The 13664-nt window shown below is 73.3% G+C and carries 15 protein-coding genes; 5 read left to right on the top strand and 10 right to left on the bottom strand.

The window, feature by feature from the left end:
* Positions 1 to 22: 22 nt before the first annotated feature.
* Positions 23 to 961 (top strand): NAD(P)/FAD-dependent oxidoreductase, encoded by a 939-nt coding sequence (locus OOJ91_RS29265; RefSeq protein ID WP_266251465.1) that lies wholly within the window; start codon positions 23 to 25, stop codon positions 959 to 961.
* A 21-nt stretch (positions 962 to 982) separates the two neighbouring features.
* Here the strand turns inward: OOJ91_RS29265 and OOJ91_RS29260 are convergent, their stop codons facing one another.
* From OOJ91_RS29260 to OOJ91_RS29250, 3 genes are all read right to left on the bottom strand, one after another.
* Complete coding sequence (locus tag OOJ91_RS29260; protein WP_266250072.1) at positions 983 to 2278, bottom strand: cation:proton antiporter domain-containing protein; 1296 nt, start codon at positions 2276 to 2278, stop codon at positions 983 to 985.
* A 106-nt stretch (positions 2279 to 2384) separates the two neighbouring features.
* Complete coding sequence (locus tag OOJ91_RS29255; protein WP_266250071.1) at positions 2385 to 3062, bottom strand: HAD family hydrolase; 678 nt, start codon at positions 3060 to 3062, stop codon at positions 2385 to 2387.
* Between the two features lie 63 nt (positions 3063 to 3125).
* Positions 3126 to 5261, bottom strand: a complete 2136-nt coding sequence (locus tag OOJ91_RS29250; RefSeq protein ID WP_266250070.1) for an ATP-binding SpoIIE family protein phosphatase — start codon at positions 5259 to 5261, stop codon at positions 3126 to 3128.
* Positions 5262 to 5459: 198 nt separating this feature from the next.
* Here OOJ91_RS29250 and OOJ91_RS29245 point away from each other — a divergent pair, with 198 nt between their 5' ends.
* Positions 5460 to 6323 carry a mechanosensitive ion channel family protein gene (locus OOJ91_RS29245; protein WP_266250069.1) on the top strand — a complete coding sequence of 288 codons (864 nt, stop codon included), beginning with the start codon at positions 5460 to 5462 and terminating at the stop codon, positions 6321 to 6323.
* 89 nt (positions 6324 to 6412) lie between these two features.
* Here OOJ91_RS29245 and OOJ91_RS29240 read toward each other — a convergent pair whose 3' ends face one another.
* Positions 6413 to 6766: a DUF6401 family natural product biosynthesis protein gene (locus tag OOJ91_RS29240; protein ID WP_007458067.1), complete on the bottom strand. Its 354-nt coding sequence runs from the start codon at positions 6764 to 6766 to the stop codon at positions 6413 to 6415.
* Positions 6767 to 6957: 191 nt separating this feature from the next.
* Here OOJ91_RS29240 and OOJ91_RS29235 point away from each other — a divergent pair, with 191 nt between their 5' ends.
* Positions 6958 to 7407, top strand: a complete 450-nt coding sequence (locus OOJ91_RS29235; RefSeq protein ID WP_266250068.1) for a hypothetical protein — start codon at positions 6958 to 6960, stop codon at positions 7405 to 7407.
* On the opposite strand, the gene OOJ91_RS29230 is transcribed toward OOJ91_RS29235, so the two are convergent.
* Positions 7404 to 7613 (bottom strand): hypothetical protein, encoded by a 210-nt coding sequence (locus tag OOJ91_RS29230; RefSeq protein WP_266250067.1) that lies wholly within the window; start codon positions 7611 to 7613, stop codon positions 7404 to 7406. The genes OOJ91_RS29235 and OOJ91_RS29230 overlap by 4 nt on opposite strands.
* 157 nt (positions 7614 to 7770) lie before the next feature.
* On the opposite strand from OOJ91_RS29230, the gene OOJ91_RS29225 reads away from it, so the two are divergent.
* A complete protein-coding gene (locus OOJ91_RS29225; protein ID WP_266250066.1) occupies positions 7771 to 9210 on the top strand; it encodes an MFS transporter in 1440 nt (479 codons plus the stop codon).
* Here OOJ91_RS29225 and OOJ91_RS29220 read toward each other — a convergent pair.
* The 4 genes from OOJ91_RS29220 to OOJ91_RS29205 form a co-directional block, all read right to left on the bottom strand.
* Positions 9165 to 9422, bottom strand: a complete 258-nt coding sequence (locus OOJ91_RS29220) for a hypothetical protein (protein ID WP_007458074.1) — start codon at positions 9420 to 9422, stop codon at positions 9165 to 9167. The genes OOJ91_RS29225 and OOJ91_RS29220 overlap by 46 nt on opposite strands.
* A 107-nt stretch (positions 9423 to 9529) precedes the next feature.
* Positions 9530 to 9991, bottom strand: a complete 462-nt coding sequence (locus tag OOJ91_RS29215) for an SRPBCC family protein (protein ID WP_266250065.1) — start codon at positions 9989 to 9991, stop codon at positions 9530 to 9532.
* Positions 9992 to 10043: 52 nt separating this feature from the next.
* Positions 10044 to 10460, bottom strand: coding sequence for a DUF2795 domain-containing protein (locus OOJ91_RS29210; protein WP_266250064.1), 417 nt, complete (start codon positions 10458 to 10460; stop codon positions 10044 to 10046).
* 91 nt (positions 10461 to 10551) lie between these two features.
* Entirely contained in the window at positions 10552 to 11538 is a 987-nt protein-coding gene (locus tag OOJ91_RS29205) for a YihY/virulence factor BrkB family protein (RefSeq protein ID WP_266250063.1), read from the bottom strand.
* Positions 11539 to 11732: 194 nt separating this feature from the next.
* Here OOJ91_RS29205 and OOJ91_RS29200 point away from each other — a divergent pair, with 194 nt between their 5' ends.
* Positions 11733 to 12134, top strand: coding sequence for a ChaB family protein (locus OOJ91_RS29200; RefSeq protein WP_266250062.1), 402 nt, complete (start codon positions 11733 to 11735; stop codon positions 12132 to 12134).
* A 55-nt stretch (positions 12135 to 12189) separates the two neighbouring features.
* On the opposite strand, the gene OOJ91_RS29195 is transcribed toward OOJ91_RS29200, so the two are convergent.
* The gene (locus OOJ91_RS29195) at positions 12190 to 13623 is read right to left on the bottom strand and encodes an aldehyde dehydrogenase family protein (RefSeq protein ID WP_266250061.1); all 1434 of its coding nucleotides are present in this window, start codon (positions 13621 to 13623) and stop codon (positions 12190 to 12192) included.
* Positions 13624 to 13664: the final 41 nt, after the last annotated feature.

Genomic DNA, 13664 nt, shown 5'->3' with positions numbered 1-13664 from the left:
GATGAGCGTGAACTCCTCGGGCGTGGTGGTGGTCGGGGCGGGCATCGCCGGAGTGGCCTGCGCGGTGGAACTGGTCCGGGCCGGGGTGCCGGTGCAGGTCCGTGAACGGGGGCACGTCCGCGGCGGCCGGATGGCCAGCAAACGTTTCGACGGCCGTCCCGCCGACATCGGCGCCGCGTACTTCACCGCAAGCGACCCGGACTTCACCGCGGTGGTCGACGAGTGGCGTGCCGCCGGCCTGGCCCGGGAGTGGACCGACACCTTCTGGTCGTACGACGCGAACGGCCGTCACGACGTGCCCGGTCCGCTGCGCTACGCCGCGCCACGCGGGCTGCGGTCGCTTGTCGAGCACCTGGCCGGCGCGGTGCCGGTGACAGTCGACCGGTTGGTGCTCGCCGTGGAGCCCGGCCCGGCAGTCGACGGCGAGCCGTGCGCGGCGGTCGCCCTCGCCATGCCGGGGCCGCAGGCCGCCCTGCTGCTCGATCCCGCCCTGGCCGACGCCACACGTGTCGTACAGGCGCAGACCTGGTCGCCGGCCCTGGCCGCGGTGCTGCGTTTCCCGTCCCGGCGCTGGCCGCGCTTCCACGGCGCGTTCGTCAACGACCATCCGGTGCTCAACCTCATCTGCGACGACGGCGACCGGCGCGGTGACGATGCGCCGGTGCTGGTGGCGCACACCGTGCCGGAGTTCGCCGCCGGGCACCTGGCTCAGCCCTCCGGCGCCGGACCGGCGATCGAGCAGGCAGTCCGGGACCTGCTGGGCCTGGCCGAGAAGGCCACCGACGTGCACGTGCACCGCTGGACGTACGCCAAGCCGGCAGGTGACGTCACCGGGAACACCCACCACCTCGACGCCGACGGGATCGGCCTGGCCGGCGACGCGTTCGGCAAGCCCCGCGTGCAGAGCGCCTGGCGCTCCGGCCGCGACCTCGGCCGGGCGCTGGCGGCCCGCCTGGGCTGACCGCCGCCCGGCCGCTCGCGCTCACGGGCGCCCGGCGGCGGCGACGGGCTCGGCGGACTCGTCCCGTTCGGACGGGTCCTCGGTCCGCTCACCCTCCCGGTCCAGCAACTGCATGACCGGGGTCGCCGCGACGCCGTGCACCACCACCGAGACGAGGACCACCAGCCCGACCATCGCCCACAGCAGCTCCGCCTGCGGAAAGTCCGCCTTCGTGGTGGCGTACGCCAGGTAGTAGAACGAGCCCACGCCGCGGATGCCGAACAGCGAGATCACCCAGTGCTCGGCCGGTCGGCCCGGCGCACCGCGCAGCGACAACCAGCCGAAGGCCGGCCGGACCAGGAAGACAAGCGCCAGCCCGACGGCCGCGGCCGGCCAGGTCAGCGGTGCGAGCAGGCCGCCCACGATCGCGCCGCCGAGCAGCAACAGCAAGACCAGGGTGAGCAGCCGTTCGACCTGCTCGGCGAAGTCGTGCAGCACCGAATGGAACTCGTGGGTCCGTTCGGCGGCCCGGATGGCGCGCGCGGCCACGAACACCGCCAGGAAGCCGTACCCGCCGGCCACCTCCACCAGCCCGTACGCCAGGAAGGTGGCGGCCAGCGCCAGGAAACCCTCGGCGTGCCGGGCCAGCCGCAGCTTGCTGGGCGCCCGGAAGAACAACTTGCCGAGCAACCAGCCGATGAGCAGGCCGCCGCCCACACCGACGCCCACCTTCCAGAGCACGTCGACGGTGAACCACTCGGCCAGCCACGCGCGCGGGGCGAGGCTTGTCGAGGCGATCGCGATGGCCGCGTAGACGAACGGGAACGCCAGCCCGTCGTTGAGGCCCGCCTCCGAGGTCAGGGCGAAGCGGACCTCGTCCTCGGAGTCCTCCACGTCGGTCGGCTCGCCGACCTGCACGTCGGCGGCGAGCACCGGATCGGTGGGCGCCAGCGCGGCGCCCAACAGCAGCGCCGCGGCCGGCACCAGGCCGGCCCACCACCATCCGAGCAGCGCCACCGCCGCGATGCACAGCGGCATCGCGATGGCCAGCAGCCGCCAAGTGGACGACCACCGGGCCCAGCTCAACGGCCTGTCGATCTTCAACCCGGCGCCCATCAGGGCGACGATCACCCCGATCTCGGTCAGGTGGGTGGTCAGCTCGGGATGTGCCAGCGGATCCGGTGTCGGGAGCCCGACCGGCAGGAGGAAGACCAGCATGCCGAGGGCGAGGAACGCGATAGGCATGGACAGTGGGCGGCGCTCCAACACCCGGGGCAGGATGCCCGCGAGCAGCGCGCCCACTCCCACAAGCGCGAACGCGACGTCTACCGGCTCCACGGACACCACCTCTCGCCGCACCCGCGCGGTGCGGGCAGGTGGCCACAGTCCATGCCCCGCAAGACTTCCGGCTATGCGTGTGCGCCGCGGTCAACCGGTGTGACAGTCACCTCGGCCGGGCGAGCGGGGAATCCGCCAGCTCGGCCAGGAGCGCGGCCGGATCGTCGTAGACCGCCACCGCGCCGGCGCCGGCGAGTTCCCCCCGGCTGGTGCCGCCGCAGGTCAAGCCGACGCACGGGATGTTCAGCTTGCCGGCCGCGGCGACGTCCCAGACCGAGTCGCCGACGAAGACGACGCGCTCGGCGGTCAACCCGGACTGCTCCAGCGCGGCCTCGAGAATGTCCGGCGCGGGTTTGCTCTCCTGCGCGTCCGCCGAGGAGGTGACCGTGTCCACGACGTCGTCGGCGTTCAGGGCCCGGCGCAGCGCACCCACCTCGTGTTCCGCGGCGGAGCTGGCGAGCACCACCCGCAGTCCCCGCTCGGCGCACGCCCGCAGGAGGTCCGCCGCCCCGGGCAGCGGAGTCAGCCGTTCCCAGTACTCGGTGTACAGGGTGTCGTGCGCATCGCGCAGCTTCGGGTCGTCGTCGCGGTCGCGCTCCGGGCCGAGCAGGTGGTCCAGCAGCTTGTCCGAGCCCATCCCGATCGAGCGGTGCACGGTCGCCATCGGCACCTGGTGGTCGGCCTGGCGCAGCGCCTCCCACCAGCTCACCGTGTGCAGGTAGGTGGTGTCGACGAGCGTCCCGTCGATGTCGAAGAGCACTCCGTGGGGTTGTTCGGTGGCCATGGGCGCACTCCTACCCGTTCCGCGGTCGGCTGATTCGTCCGGGCCCGCCGACGCCGGCCGACCTCAGCGGGGCTCGGCCGGCGGGACGAGGATCTCGAACCAGACTGTGGACCCACGGACCGACGGGTCGGTGCCCCAGGCGTCGCTCAGCTCCTCGATCAGGCCCAACCCGCGCCCGCGACTGCTCAACGTGTCGGTGCGGGCCCGGGTCACGGTGCCCCGGGTCCCGGAATCGGCGACCGAGACCAGCAGCCGCTCCGGACTGAGGTCGATCTCCACACGGGCGGCCGTGCCGGCGTGCAACAGCGCGTTCGTGGTCAGCTCGCTGGTGCACAGGACCGCTGCGCCGATCACCGACTCGGGCACCTGCCACTCGGTGAGCTGGCCGGTCATCCAGTGCCGGACCCGGCTGGGCGCGGTCGGCTCGGCCGGCACCTCCATCGCCGTCGACCGGCTCGGCTTGAGCGCGTGCTCGACCGCCAGCACTGCCACGTCGTCCTCGGTGCCGCCGGACACCGCGGCGGTGGCCACCGCGCAGAGGGCGCGCGGGTCACTGGTGCCGGCCTTGGCCACGGCGTCGCCCAGGGCGTCCAGCCCGGCGGTCAGGCTCTGCCGCCGGCGCTCCACCACCCCGTCGCTGAACAGCAGAAGGGTGTCGCCGGGCGGGAACGCGACAGTGACGGTGGTCGGCCGCCCAGCCAGCCCCAGCGGGGGACCGGCCGGCAGGTCCACGTACTCGGCGTGCGACAGGCCGTCCGCTGTGCAGCGGCGGATCAGCGGAGCGGGATGACCGGCGCTGGCCAGGGTCAGCTCCCGCCGGTCGGCGTCGATGACCCCGAACGCGACGGTGACGAACAGCTCGTGGGTGCCGGCCTCCACGCCGAGGCTGGTCACCAGCCGGTCCAGCCCGGCCAGCACCGCGTCCGGCGCGGGGTCGGCCAGGGCCAGTGCCCGCAGTGCCGCCCGTACCTGCCCCATCCGCGCCGCGGCCTGCACGTCGTGCCCGGCGACGTCGCCCAACACCACGCCCAGCGCGCCGGTGGGCAGCAGGAACGCGTCGTAGAAGTCGCCGCCGGCCGCGTTGCCGTCCACCCCCGGGTCGTAGCGGGCCGCGATCCGCAGCCGGGGCAGGTCGGGGAGGTGCTCCGGCAGCATGCTTCGTTGCAGCAACTGGGCGGTGCCGTGCTGGGTCTCGAACCGCCGGGCCCGCTCCGCGGCCTGACCGATCAGCTCGGCAGAGGCGGCCAGCAGTGCCCGTTCGGCGGCCGACCAGGAGTGCGGGACCTGGTAACCGACAGTCAGCCCACCCCGGATCACCGCCGTGCCCAGCGGCAGCACGGCCATCGACCGGACCTTCTGGTCGTGACGGTCCACGGCCGTCTCGCGCAGCGGCTGTCCGTCGCGCGTGAACGACGGCTCGCCCGAGCGGGCCGCGAGCGCGACCGGGCTCGACCAGTCCGCCGGCGCCCGCCGCCACAGCGGCGGCAACCGCTCGTCGGCCTCGTCCATCAGCTCGCCACGGACCCGGCGCACCATCCGCCAGCCGCCGCCACCCTCGTCGACCACGAACGCGACCCGGTCGGCGTCGAACGTGGTGATGGTGTGACGCAGCGCGACCCGAGCCACGTCGTCGAGGGTGAGGGTGCCGGCGAGCGCGGCGGCGACCTCGCTGAGACTCTGCAACTGCTCGGTCACGTGTGTGGTTTCGGCGGCGACCGTCAGGATTCCCACGATCTGCCCGGCGCTGTCCCGTACGGCGGAGTGCCCCCGGGTGAAGACCACCTGCTCGACCACCCCGGAGCTGTCCCGGACCAGGGGGAGCATTGACTCCTTCTCCAGGAACGGCACACCCTGCCGGTAGGCGCGTTCGATCACGTCACCGAAGCCGGGCAGCGCCCAGACCTCCGCGTACACCTCGGCGGCCGGGCGGCCGAGGGCAGCCGGGTGTTTGCTCCCCAACAACTCGGCGTAGCCGTCGTTGTAGAGCAGGACGAGGTCGTCGCCGTACGCCAGTGCCATCGGCATCGGCGAGGCGAGGACAAGCTCGACCACGGCGCGGACCGCCGGATCCCACCTCGCACGCGGCCCGAGGGGGGTGTCGGACCAGTCGTGGGCGAGCACGGCGGCCGCACCGGGCCCGGTGGATGCGCCGGGGACCGGAATCGCTGGCGTGGGGACTCGCCCGACCGTTCCTGGCATGGTCGCAGCCTAGCCGGCCGTCGGCCAGCCGCATCCGATCATGTGCGCGGGTCGCGGCCGACCGCCGCGTGGTGACTGTTCGGGCAGGTCAGGGCCCCTGTTTGTCGACTTGTCGGAAAAATGGCAGCGAGCCGCGCGGACTGCCGTACCGGTGGCCGGGTATGCGCCCGGCGCAGTCCATGCGACAGGAGGGACATCATGCTGAAAACCCTCGCGGTTCGGCAGGCCGACATCGGCGATGCCATCGCCGACACCTGGAGGTCGGTGCTGCTCTTCATCCCGAAGGCAGTGGCCTTCATCGTCATCCTCGTGGTCGGCTGGCTCATCGCCAGAGCGGTCCTCAAGATCGTGGATGCGGTGTTGGAACGGGTGCGGTTCGACCAGGCGGTCGAACGCGGAGGCATCAAACGGGCACTTGAGAGAACGAAGTACGACGCCAGCGACATCCTGGCCAGGCTGGCGTACTACGCCGTCCTGCTGTTCACCCTGCAGTTCGCCTTCGGAGTCTGGGGACCCAACGCGATCAGTGACCTGATCAGCGGTGTGGTGGCCTGGCTGCCGCGCGCGTTCATCGCGATCGTCATCGTGGTGGTCGCGGCAGCGATCGCCAACGCTGCCCGGGATCTGGTCACCGGGGCGCTGGGCGGGCTCTCGTACGGCAAGGTCCTGGCCGACCTGACGGCGATCTTCATCATCGCGCTTGGCGTGATCGCCGCGCTGAACCAGGTGGGTATCGCCACCACGGTCACCACTCCGGTGCTGATCGCGGTGCTCGCCACGGTCGCCGGCATCCTGATCGTCGGCGTCGGCGGTGGTCTCGTGAAGCCGATGCAGAACCGCTGGGACGGCTGGCTCGACCGGGCCGCACAGGAAGCCCGGGCGGTGCAGGAGCACCGGCGGGCCAACGCTGCCGGGCGCGGCGACATGGAGCGGCAGATGGCCGACCGTGGCGGCGACCGGACCCAGGCCATGCCCCGGGTCGACGAGCAGTCGACGATGTCCGGTGGGCGCGGCACGTACCAGTCCGGTGCGGCCGACGAGACCCAGCAGTACCGCCCGTAGCGGGGCGCGACGGCACGATCGTGAGGGGGAGGGCGTCCGCGTCGCGGACGCCCTCCCCGCGTCGCGAGTGGTACGGGGTGACCGGCAGGTCAGGAACGGTCGAGCGAACGGGCCAGCGCGCAGACGGCGACGAGCCGGGCGAGCGGCCACTCCGGCTCGCTCCAGTCCACCGGCCCCCGCGGGGGCGTCCACCCGTGCTCCAGGGCGGCCTCGCGTACTCCCTCGGCGTAGCCGGCGAGCGTCGCGGCGGTCAACGGCCGCCGGTCACCGTCCAGGCTGTCCCGCACGGCGGCGGCGTGCTGGTCGACAAGCGCCAGCAGTCCGGGACGCGCGGCGGCGGCGGCGAGGCCGGCGGTGCCCACGGAGACGGTGAGGGCAGCCAGGGTGGACCGCGCCGACTCGACTGCGGTCCGGGAGGCGACCCGGTTGAACGACACACGCATGGTGACCGAGGCTAACCGACAGGTGACCGGGTCGGCCTCGGCCGCTCGGCGGGTGTCGGCTGTGTCACCGGACGAGTCGGGGCTGGCCGCGGGGGTTGATCCGGCACAGACGGGGCAGCAGTCAAGGGACGGCGCAGCGTGGCACGGACCACGGGCGACGCCTGGTGAGCGACAGCAGCAGGGAGGCACCGATGGGGGAACCGACGGACGGGCCGGACGAGCGGCACCGGCGGCCGGCGGGCGTGAGCGACCAGACTGTCGCCGCGCTGGGCAAGCTCAGCGAGGCGCTGGAGTGCGTGGAACGGGCCCGTGGCCACCTGTACTCGCTACACCAGCTGATCGGGCACGCCGACCTGATGCTCGACGAGGCGGTGGAGCAGTTTCGTGCCGCCGGCCATCCGCACATCGCCGAACGGATCGACACCGAACTGCTCGGCCGCAACGTGATCGCCGGCCGGTGGACGTTCCAGATCGTCGAGGACTTCGACGACGGCTACCACGCGCTGTTCCGCGAGCTGGACCGGCAGGCCCGTGACGAGTTGGTGGGCGGGCGGCGTCACCTGTACGAGGCGGAGATGAAGGAGCGCCGCCGCACCCGGGGTCGGCCGGGACACGAGGCCCGGCCGGCCGAAGCGCGCTAGTCGCCTGTCGCGTTGGCCGGCCGGCGGCGGGCTGCGTCGTCGGCGATGATCACGGTCGCCACCATGAGCGCGACGCAGAGGCTGAACAGCCAGGACTCGTCGGAGACGAGCCAGGCCGACAGGGGCGCCTGCAGCGCGGCGAGCAGGAAGCCGAGCCAGGCGAGGCGGCGCTGACGCGTGGAGAGGATTCCGGAGCCTTGATGCATCCCGAAATTCTTACGCGAACTGGCCCGTTTGCCGTCCCCCGATCGGCCGATTCTGGCTGAGCTGTCCGCTTTCCCAGCCGTCCGGACACCAGTTCTTGTCGCGACGCACGAGCGGCTCCCACCTTCGATAGGGTGCGCTGCGGCAGGATGGTCTGCCGTGTCCATCTCGCCCGCGCCACCGCGCGCCACGCTGCTCCTGCTGGCCTACCTCGCGTTCGTCAGCCTCGGCCTGCCCGACGGGCTGCTCGGCGTCGGCTGGCCGTCGATCCGAGCGGACCTCGGCGTACCCACCGAGGCCGTCGGGCTGCTGCTCACCGCAGGCACTGTCGGCTACCTCACCTCCAGCGTGCTGGCCGGGTTCACGCTGGCCCGCGTCGGCGTGGGCGCGCTGCTCGCCGGCAGCACCCTGCTTGCCAGCCTGGCGCTCACCGGTTACGCCGTGAGTCCCGGGCTGGTCGTGCTCGTGGGCTGCGCCCTGCTGCTGGGGCTGGGCTCCGGCGCGGTCGACTCCGGGCTCAACGCGTACGCCGCCGGGGCCTTCGGCCCGCGACACATGAACTGGCTGCACGCCTTCTTCGGCCTCGGCGTGGCGATCGGTCCACTGATCATGACGGCGGCGCTCAGCGCCGGGCTGGCGTGGCGGTGGGGGTACGGCATCGTGTCCGGCGCGCAACTCGCCCTCGCCACCGCCTTCGCGCTCACCGTACGCGCGTGGCAGCGCCGCGATCCGGCCCCCGAGGCGGGCGGGGCGACGACAGGCGCCGCGCAGGCGGTCCGGGTGCCCGTTCTCGCCACGCTGCGGCTGCCGGCGGTCTGGTCCGGGGCGCTGGCCTTCGCGCTGTACGTGGCCATCGAGGTGTCCGCCGGACTCTGGGCGTTCCTGCTGCTCACGCAGGGTCGTGGTCTGAGCGCCGCTGTGGCGGGCGGCTGCGTCTCCGCGTACTGGGGCAGTCTCTTCGTCGGCCGGGTGGTGCAGGGCGTGGTGGCCGAGCGGCTGGGGCCCCGGTTGGTGTTGCGGGTCAGCCTGGCCGGCATGGCCGTCGGTGCGGCGCTGATCGCGGTGCCCGGGTCGGCGGCGCTGGCCGTGCTCGGCCTGGTCGTGGTCGGCTTCGCCGCCGCGCCGGTGTTTCCGCTGCTCACCCTCACCACCGCCGACCGGGTCGGCGCGGCGCACGCCGACCGGGCCATCGGGCTCCAGATCGGCGCCTCCGGTCTGGGCGCGGCGCTCGTCCCCGGCGGGCTCGGCGTGCTGATCAGCACCATGTCCGTGCAGGTGCTCGGCCCGGCCCTGGTGGTGCTCGCGCTGGCGCTGATCCTGCTCTACGAGCTGGGCGCCCGCCGGCCCGCCGCCGGAGGCGGGCCGGGGCAGACCGACGCCGCCGCCGGGTCGGAGCGGACCGGTGCCACCAGCGGGCCAGGACAGACCGCCGCCGGGTCGGAGCGGACCGGTGCCACCAGCGGGCCAGGACAGACCGCCGCCGGGTCGGAGCGGACCGGTTCCGGTGCGGCCGGGGCGCCGGCCCAGTCTCGGACCTCGGCGCCCGACGCGGACTATCCGTTGTCCGGTCCGGTCCGGCCGGTCGTCGACGGGCGGTAGGCGCGCTGGGGGTCGGTCGGCTCCCGGCCCGCGCCCTCGGCCTGACCGTCGCGGTCGGCCGCCGCGGGTCCGTGCCCGAAGGCAGCCTCCTCACCGGCGTCGTTGCCGGTCACGTCGTCGGCCTGCCCGTCGATGCTGGAGCCCGCCACGGCGCGCTCCAACTCCTCAAGCGGAAGCCGTTCCTCGTCGCGCCACACCCTGTCGTCGGTCATGACATCAGCCGTACCCGGGCGCGATGATCGCAAACGGGCGCCGGCCCGGCCCGGAACGCCACGATGGCCGCCGGACATCCGGCGGCCATCGTCGTTGGTGCGTGGGATCACGGCTGCGGGCGGTCCACCGAGCCACGCCACGCGCCGGTCTCCTGACCGCGACGCTCGATGTACGTCTTGAACCGCTCCAGGTCGCCCTTGGCCCGCCTGTCGACGATGCCGAGCTTGTCGCCGGCCTGCTCGACCACCCCGTGCGGCTCGAACTCGAGCTGGAGGGTGACCCGGGTCTTGCTCTCGTCCAGGCGGTGGAAGGTCACCACACCGGCCTGCTGGGTGCCGCCCGTGGAGCGCCAGGCGACCCGCTCGTCGGGGAGCTGCTCGGTGATCTCGGCGTCGAACTCGCGCTTCACACCGGCGATGTCCACGGTCCAGTGGGTCATCGTGTCGGAGACCTGCCGGACCTCCTGCACACCCTCCATGAACTGGGGGAACTCCTCGAACTGCGTCCACTGGTCGTACGCGGTGCGTACGGGTACGGAAACGTCCACGTGTTCGGTAACGCCACTCATCAGGAAACCTCCATCAGTCGCTGGTGATGACCGGGTCGGGGGACGACCCTGCTCACCAGCGGGTTGTCTCGTTCTTGTGGCCGAGCGCGGCCCACACCTCGGAGACCGTCTGGTACTCGGTGCCCTCGGGCAGCCGCTCCAGCGCCGCCACGACGTCGTCCGGCGCCTCGTTCTCGCGGGCGCTGGCGATGAGCACCAGTCGGTCGCCCGGCAGCGCGCTCATCGAGATGAACCGGCCGAGCCGGCTGCGTTGCTCGACGTCTGTGGAACTCATCCCCTGCGGGGTGCCGGTGCGCAGGTCGCCCGCCGGGGCCGTGGTGGGCTCCGGCTGGTCCTCGCCTGCCGGTTCCGGCACCCGGGACTCGTCGACCCGAGAGCCACCGGTCCCCGGCCCCTGGACGAGGCCGCTGACCTCCCGGCTCATCTGCTCGTCGATCCTCGGTCCGTGCTTGCTGTTGCCACGCTCCATGCCTTCTGCGCTACCCGGCACCCCGGCCGGTAAACCGGCACCGGGTCACGAACCGGCCCGGGGCCCGGACATCCGGGTGGACACCGGGCGCTCAGGAGTCGGCGGGCCTGCGCGGCGGCAACACCGGCGCCTCCGGGTCCGGATCGCCCGCCTGCAACTGTCGCCCCCGCTGCACCTCGGCGTTGATCTGCACGCCAAGCATGAGGGCCGAGTTGGACAGGTAGAGCCAGACCAGGAACGCGATGGCCGCGCCCAGGCTCCCGTACGTCGTGTTGTACGAGGCGAAGTTGGTCACGTAGAGGCCGAAGCCGAAGGAGACCGCCGCCCAGGAGACCAGGGCCACCGCGCCGCCGGGGGTGAGCCAGCGGAAGCGGGGTTGGCGCACGTTCGGGGCGATCCAGAACAGCAGGGACAGCAGCACCATCACGACCATGGCGAGCACCGGCCACTTCGCCACGCTCCACACCGTGCGGGCCAGGCCACCGGCGTGGATCAGGTCGCCTACCGCGTCGGTGACCGGGCCGCTGACGATCAGCGCCAGGGCGACCACCGCGAGCAGCACCAACGTCAGCGCGGCCAGGCCGATCTGCACCGGCCGCAGCTTCCAGACCGGCCGGCCCTCGGTCACCCCGTAGATCGCGTTCGAGGCGCGGGTGAACGCTCCGATGAAGCCCGACGCCGACCACAGGGCGCCCAGCAGACCGAAGCTCAGCAGCACCTTGACGTTGCTCTGCTGCACCACCACGGCCCGGATCACCCCGATCATGCCGCCGTCCTTGTCGGCCACCACCGACCCGGCACCCACCTGCCTGGCGAGGTCGACCACCGTGTCCAGGGTCCGCTCGCCGTCGGAGACCAGACCGACCAGGGCCACCACCACGATGGCGGACGGAAAGAGCGCCAGCACGCCGTAGTAGGTGAGCGCCGCGGCCCAGTCGGAGCAGTTGTCGTTGACGAAGTTCTGCACGCTGCGGACCAGCACGCCACGCCAGGTTCGCCAGCTCAGCTGTCGCATCCGCCGGGGCACCCGCGTGCCCGGCGTGCCGGCGCGCGTCGTACCGGGCTCCGTGGTCGTCATGCCCGCTCCCTGTGCCCCGGCCACCGGATGACCGGTCGTCCGGTCGGGCCTGGCCCGGCCGGTACCCGCAGCGGGACATCGACAAACCGGCGCCGACGCCGCCGGCGTGCCGTCCCGCCCGCGGGGCGCCGTGGTTTGCCGTCGCACGCGCGGGGAATCCTCACAGTCACCCTGTCGACACGGAGGAGGACGAGATGCCCGGGCGCGAAGACCTGCCCAGCACGCTGCGACGCTCCCCAGACAAGGCGCAGCGCACCTGGGAGAAGACACACGACTCGGCGGTGGAGACCTACGGCGAGGGCGAACGGTCGCACCGCACCGCCTTCGCGGCGGTGAAGCACCAGTTCGAGAAGGTGGGCGACCACTGGGAGCCGAAGGGCCGCAAGGGCCCGAGCGACAGCCAGGCCGCCGGCGGCGGCCCGGAGCGGCGCGCACCCACCGCAGGTGGGGTGGACGCCAACGCCAGCAAGGGCCACCTCATGTCGGTGGCCCGCAGGCTTGACGTCCCCGGCCGGTCGAGCATGACCAAGCCGGAGCTGGTCAGGGCCATCGAGAAGGCCAACGACCGGGCCACCCGCAAGGCTCGCGGCGACTGACCCACGCACAGCGCGGTACGGGCGGACGCGCCACCCCTGCGTCCGCCCGTACCGTTCACCAGTGCCCGCCGCCGGGCGCCTCGATGTGCACCGCCTTCGTGGCGCTGAACTCGTCCAGCAGCTCCGGGCCGTATCCGAAGCCCTGCCCGCTGGCCCGGCGCGGATGCGCGGCGCCGCCGGGCGCCCCGCCGAACACCGAGTTGACCTTCACGGTGCCCACCGGCAGCTCCCGCCAGGCCCGCTGCGCATGGCTCATCGATGCGGTCAGCACTGTGGCGGCCAGCCCGTACGGGGAGTCCGCCGCGCAGGTCAACGCCTCGTCGAAGGAGTCGACCACCACCACCGGGGCGACCGGCCCGAACGTCTCCTCCCGCACCAGCACCATGTCGTGCCGGCAGTCGGTGACCACTGTCGCCGGGTAGTACGCCCCGGGCCCGTCCGGCACCTCCCCGCCGGTACGTACCCGCGCGCCGGACGCCACCGCCGCGCTCACCTGCCCGTGCACGTGGTCGCGGTGCCGTCGGTCGACAAGCGGGCCCAGCTCGGTGCCCGGGTCCCGACCCGGCCCGACCCGCAGGGCACCGGCCCGCCGCACGAGCGCCGCCACGAAGGCGTCGGCCACGTCCCGGTGCACGTAGATCCGCTCCACCGCCACACAGATCTGCCCGGCGTTCGCGAACGCCCCGAGCGCGGCCTGCTCGGCCGCCCAGTCGGGGTCGACACCCGCGTCGACGACAAGCGGGTCGCTGCCGCCGTTCTCCAGCAGCACCTTCGCGCCGGTACGGGCCGCGGCGGCGGCGATCGTGCGCCCGGTGGCGGTGGAACCCACGTGGGCGACCACGTCCACGTCCTGTGCGGCAAGCGCCGCGCCGACCTCCGGACCGCCGGTGAGCAGGGACAGCACCCCGGCGGGCAGCGCCTCGTCAAGGGCTCGCGCCAGCAGCCAGCCCGTCGCCGGTGTCCGCTCGCTGGGTTTGTAGAGCACCACGTTGCCGGTGACCAGCGCCGCGCCGAGCAGGCCGCAGGAGACCGCCACCGGGTCGTTCCAGGGGGTGATGGCGGCGACCACGCCGCGCGGCTGGGGAGTCAGGAAGTCCACGGCGTCAAGTGCGCCGTTGAGCGTCCGCCCGCCGCGCAGGGGGGCCAGTTCCGCGTACTGTCGCATCGTGCCGATGCCCGCCTCGACGCCGCCGCGGGCGTCCGCGAGCGGCTTGCCCATCTCCGCGGTGACCGCCGTCGCCAGTTCGTCGATGACCGCGGCGACGGCGTCCGCGGCCCGGTGCAGCGCCGCCGCCCGCTCCGCCGACGCGGTCGCCGCCCACTCCGCGGCCGACTCCCGGGCCGCCTGGGCCGCCTTGCCGACCTCGTCGGCAGTGGCGACAGGCACCGAGCTGACCGGTTCGCCGTCCGCCGGATCGTGGACGACCAGCTCGCCCCCGGCGCCGCCCGCGCCCCACACCCCGCCCACCAGCTGCGCAACCGTGTACATGCGGCGCTGGATGCCCCCGCCCCGACGAGACAAACGCGTTT

Origin of the sequence: Micromonospora lupini (assembly GCF_026342015.1) — a bacterium.
GTDB lineage: Bacteria > Actinomycetota > Actinomycetes > Mycobacteriales > Micromonosporaceae > Micromonospora > Micromonospora lupini_B.
Note: the sequence above shows the minus strand (reverse complement) of the source record. Positions and strands in the feature narration are given on the sequence as shown.

What these genes read in the sequence shown, in the direction of transcription:
- OOJ91_RS29255 (WP_266250071.1), bottom strand. Translation starts at nt 3,062, where the DNA reads ATGGCCACCGAACAACCCCACGGAGTGCTCTTCGACATCGACGGGACG.
- OOJ91_RS29250 (WP_266250070.1), bottom strand. Translation starts at nt 5,261, where the DNA reads ATGCCAGGAACGGTCGGGCGAGTCCCCACGCCAGCGATTCCGGTCCCC.
- OOJ91_RS29245 (WP_266250069.1), top strand. Translation starts at nt 5,460, where the DNA reads ATGCTGAAAACCCTCGCGGTTCGGCAGGCCGACATCGGCGATGCCATC.
- OOJ91_RS29240 (WP_007458067.1), bottom strand. Translation starts at nt 6,766, where the DNA reads ATGCGTGTGTCGTTCAACCGGGTCGCCTCCCGGACCGCAGTCGAGTCG.
- OOJ91_RS29235 (WP_266250068.1), top strand. Translation starts at nt 6,958, where the DNA reads ATGGGGGAACCGACGGACGGGCCGGACGAGCGGCACCGGCGGCCGGCG.
- OOJ91_RS29230 (WP_266250067.1), bottom strand. Translation starts at nt 7,613, where the DNA reads ATGCATCAAGGCTCCGGAATCCTCTCCACGCGTCAGCGCCGCCTCGCC.
- OOJ91_RS29220 (WP_007458074.1), bottom strand. Translation starts at nt 9,422, where the DNA reads ATGACCGACGACAGGGTGTGGCGCGACGAGGAACGGCTTCCGCTTGAG.
- OOJ91_RS29215 (WP_266250065.1), bottom strand. Translation starts at nt 9,991, where the DNA reads ATGAGTGGCGTTACCGAACACGTGGACGTTTCCGTACCCGTACGCACC.
- OOJ91_RS29210 (WP_266250064.1), bottom strand. Translation starts at nt 10,460, where the DNA reads ATGGAGCGTGGCAACAGCAAGCACGGACCGAGGATCGACGAGCAGATG.
- OOJ91_RS29205 (WP_266250063.1), bottom strand. Translation starts at nt 11,538, where the DNA reads ATGACGACCACGGAGCCCGGTACGACGCGCGCCGGCACGCCGGGCACG.
- OOJ91_RS29200 (WP_266250062.1), top strand. Translation starts at nt 11,733, where the DNA reads ATGCCCGGGCGCGAAGACCTGCCCAGCACGCTGCGACGCTCCCCAGAC.
- OOJ91_RS29195 (WP_266250061.1), bottom strand. Translation starts at nt 13,623, where the DNA reads ATGTACACGGTTGCGCAGCTGGTGGGCGGGGTGTGGGGCGCGGGCGGC.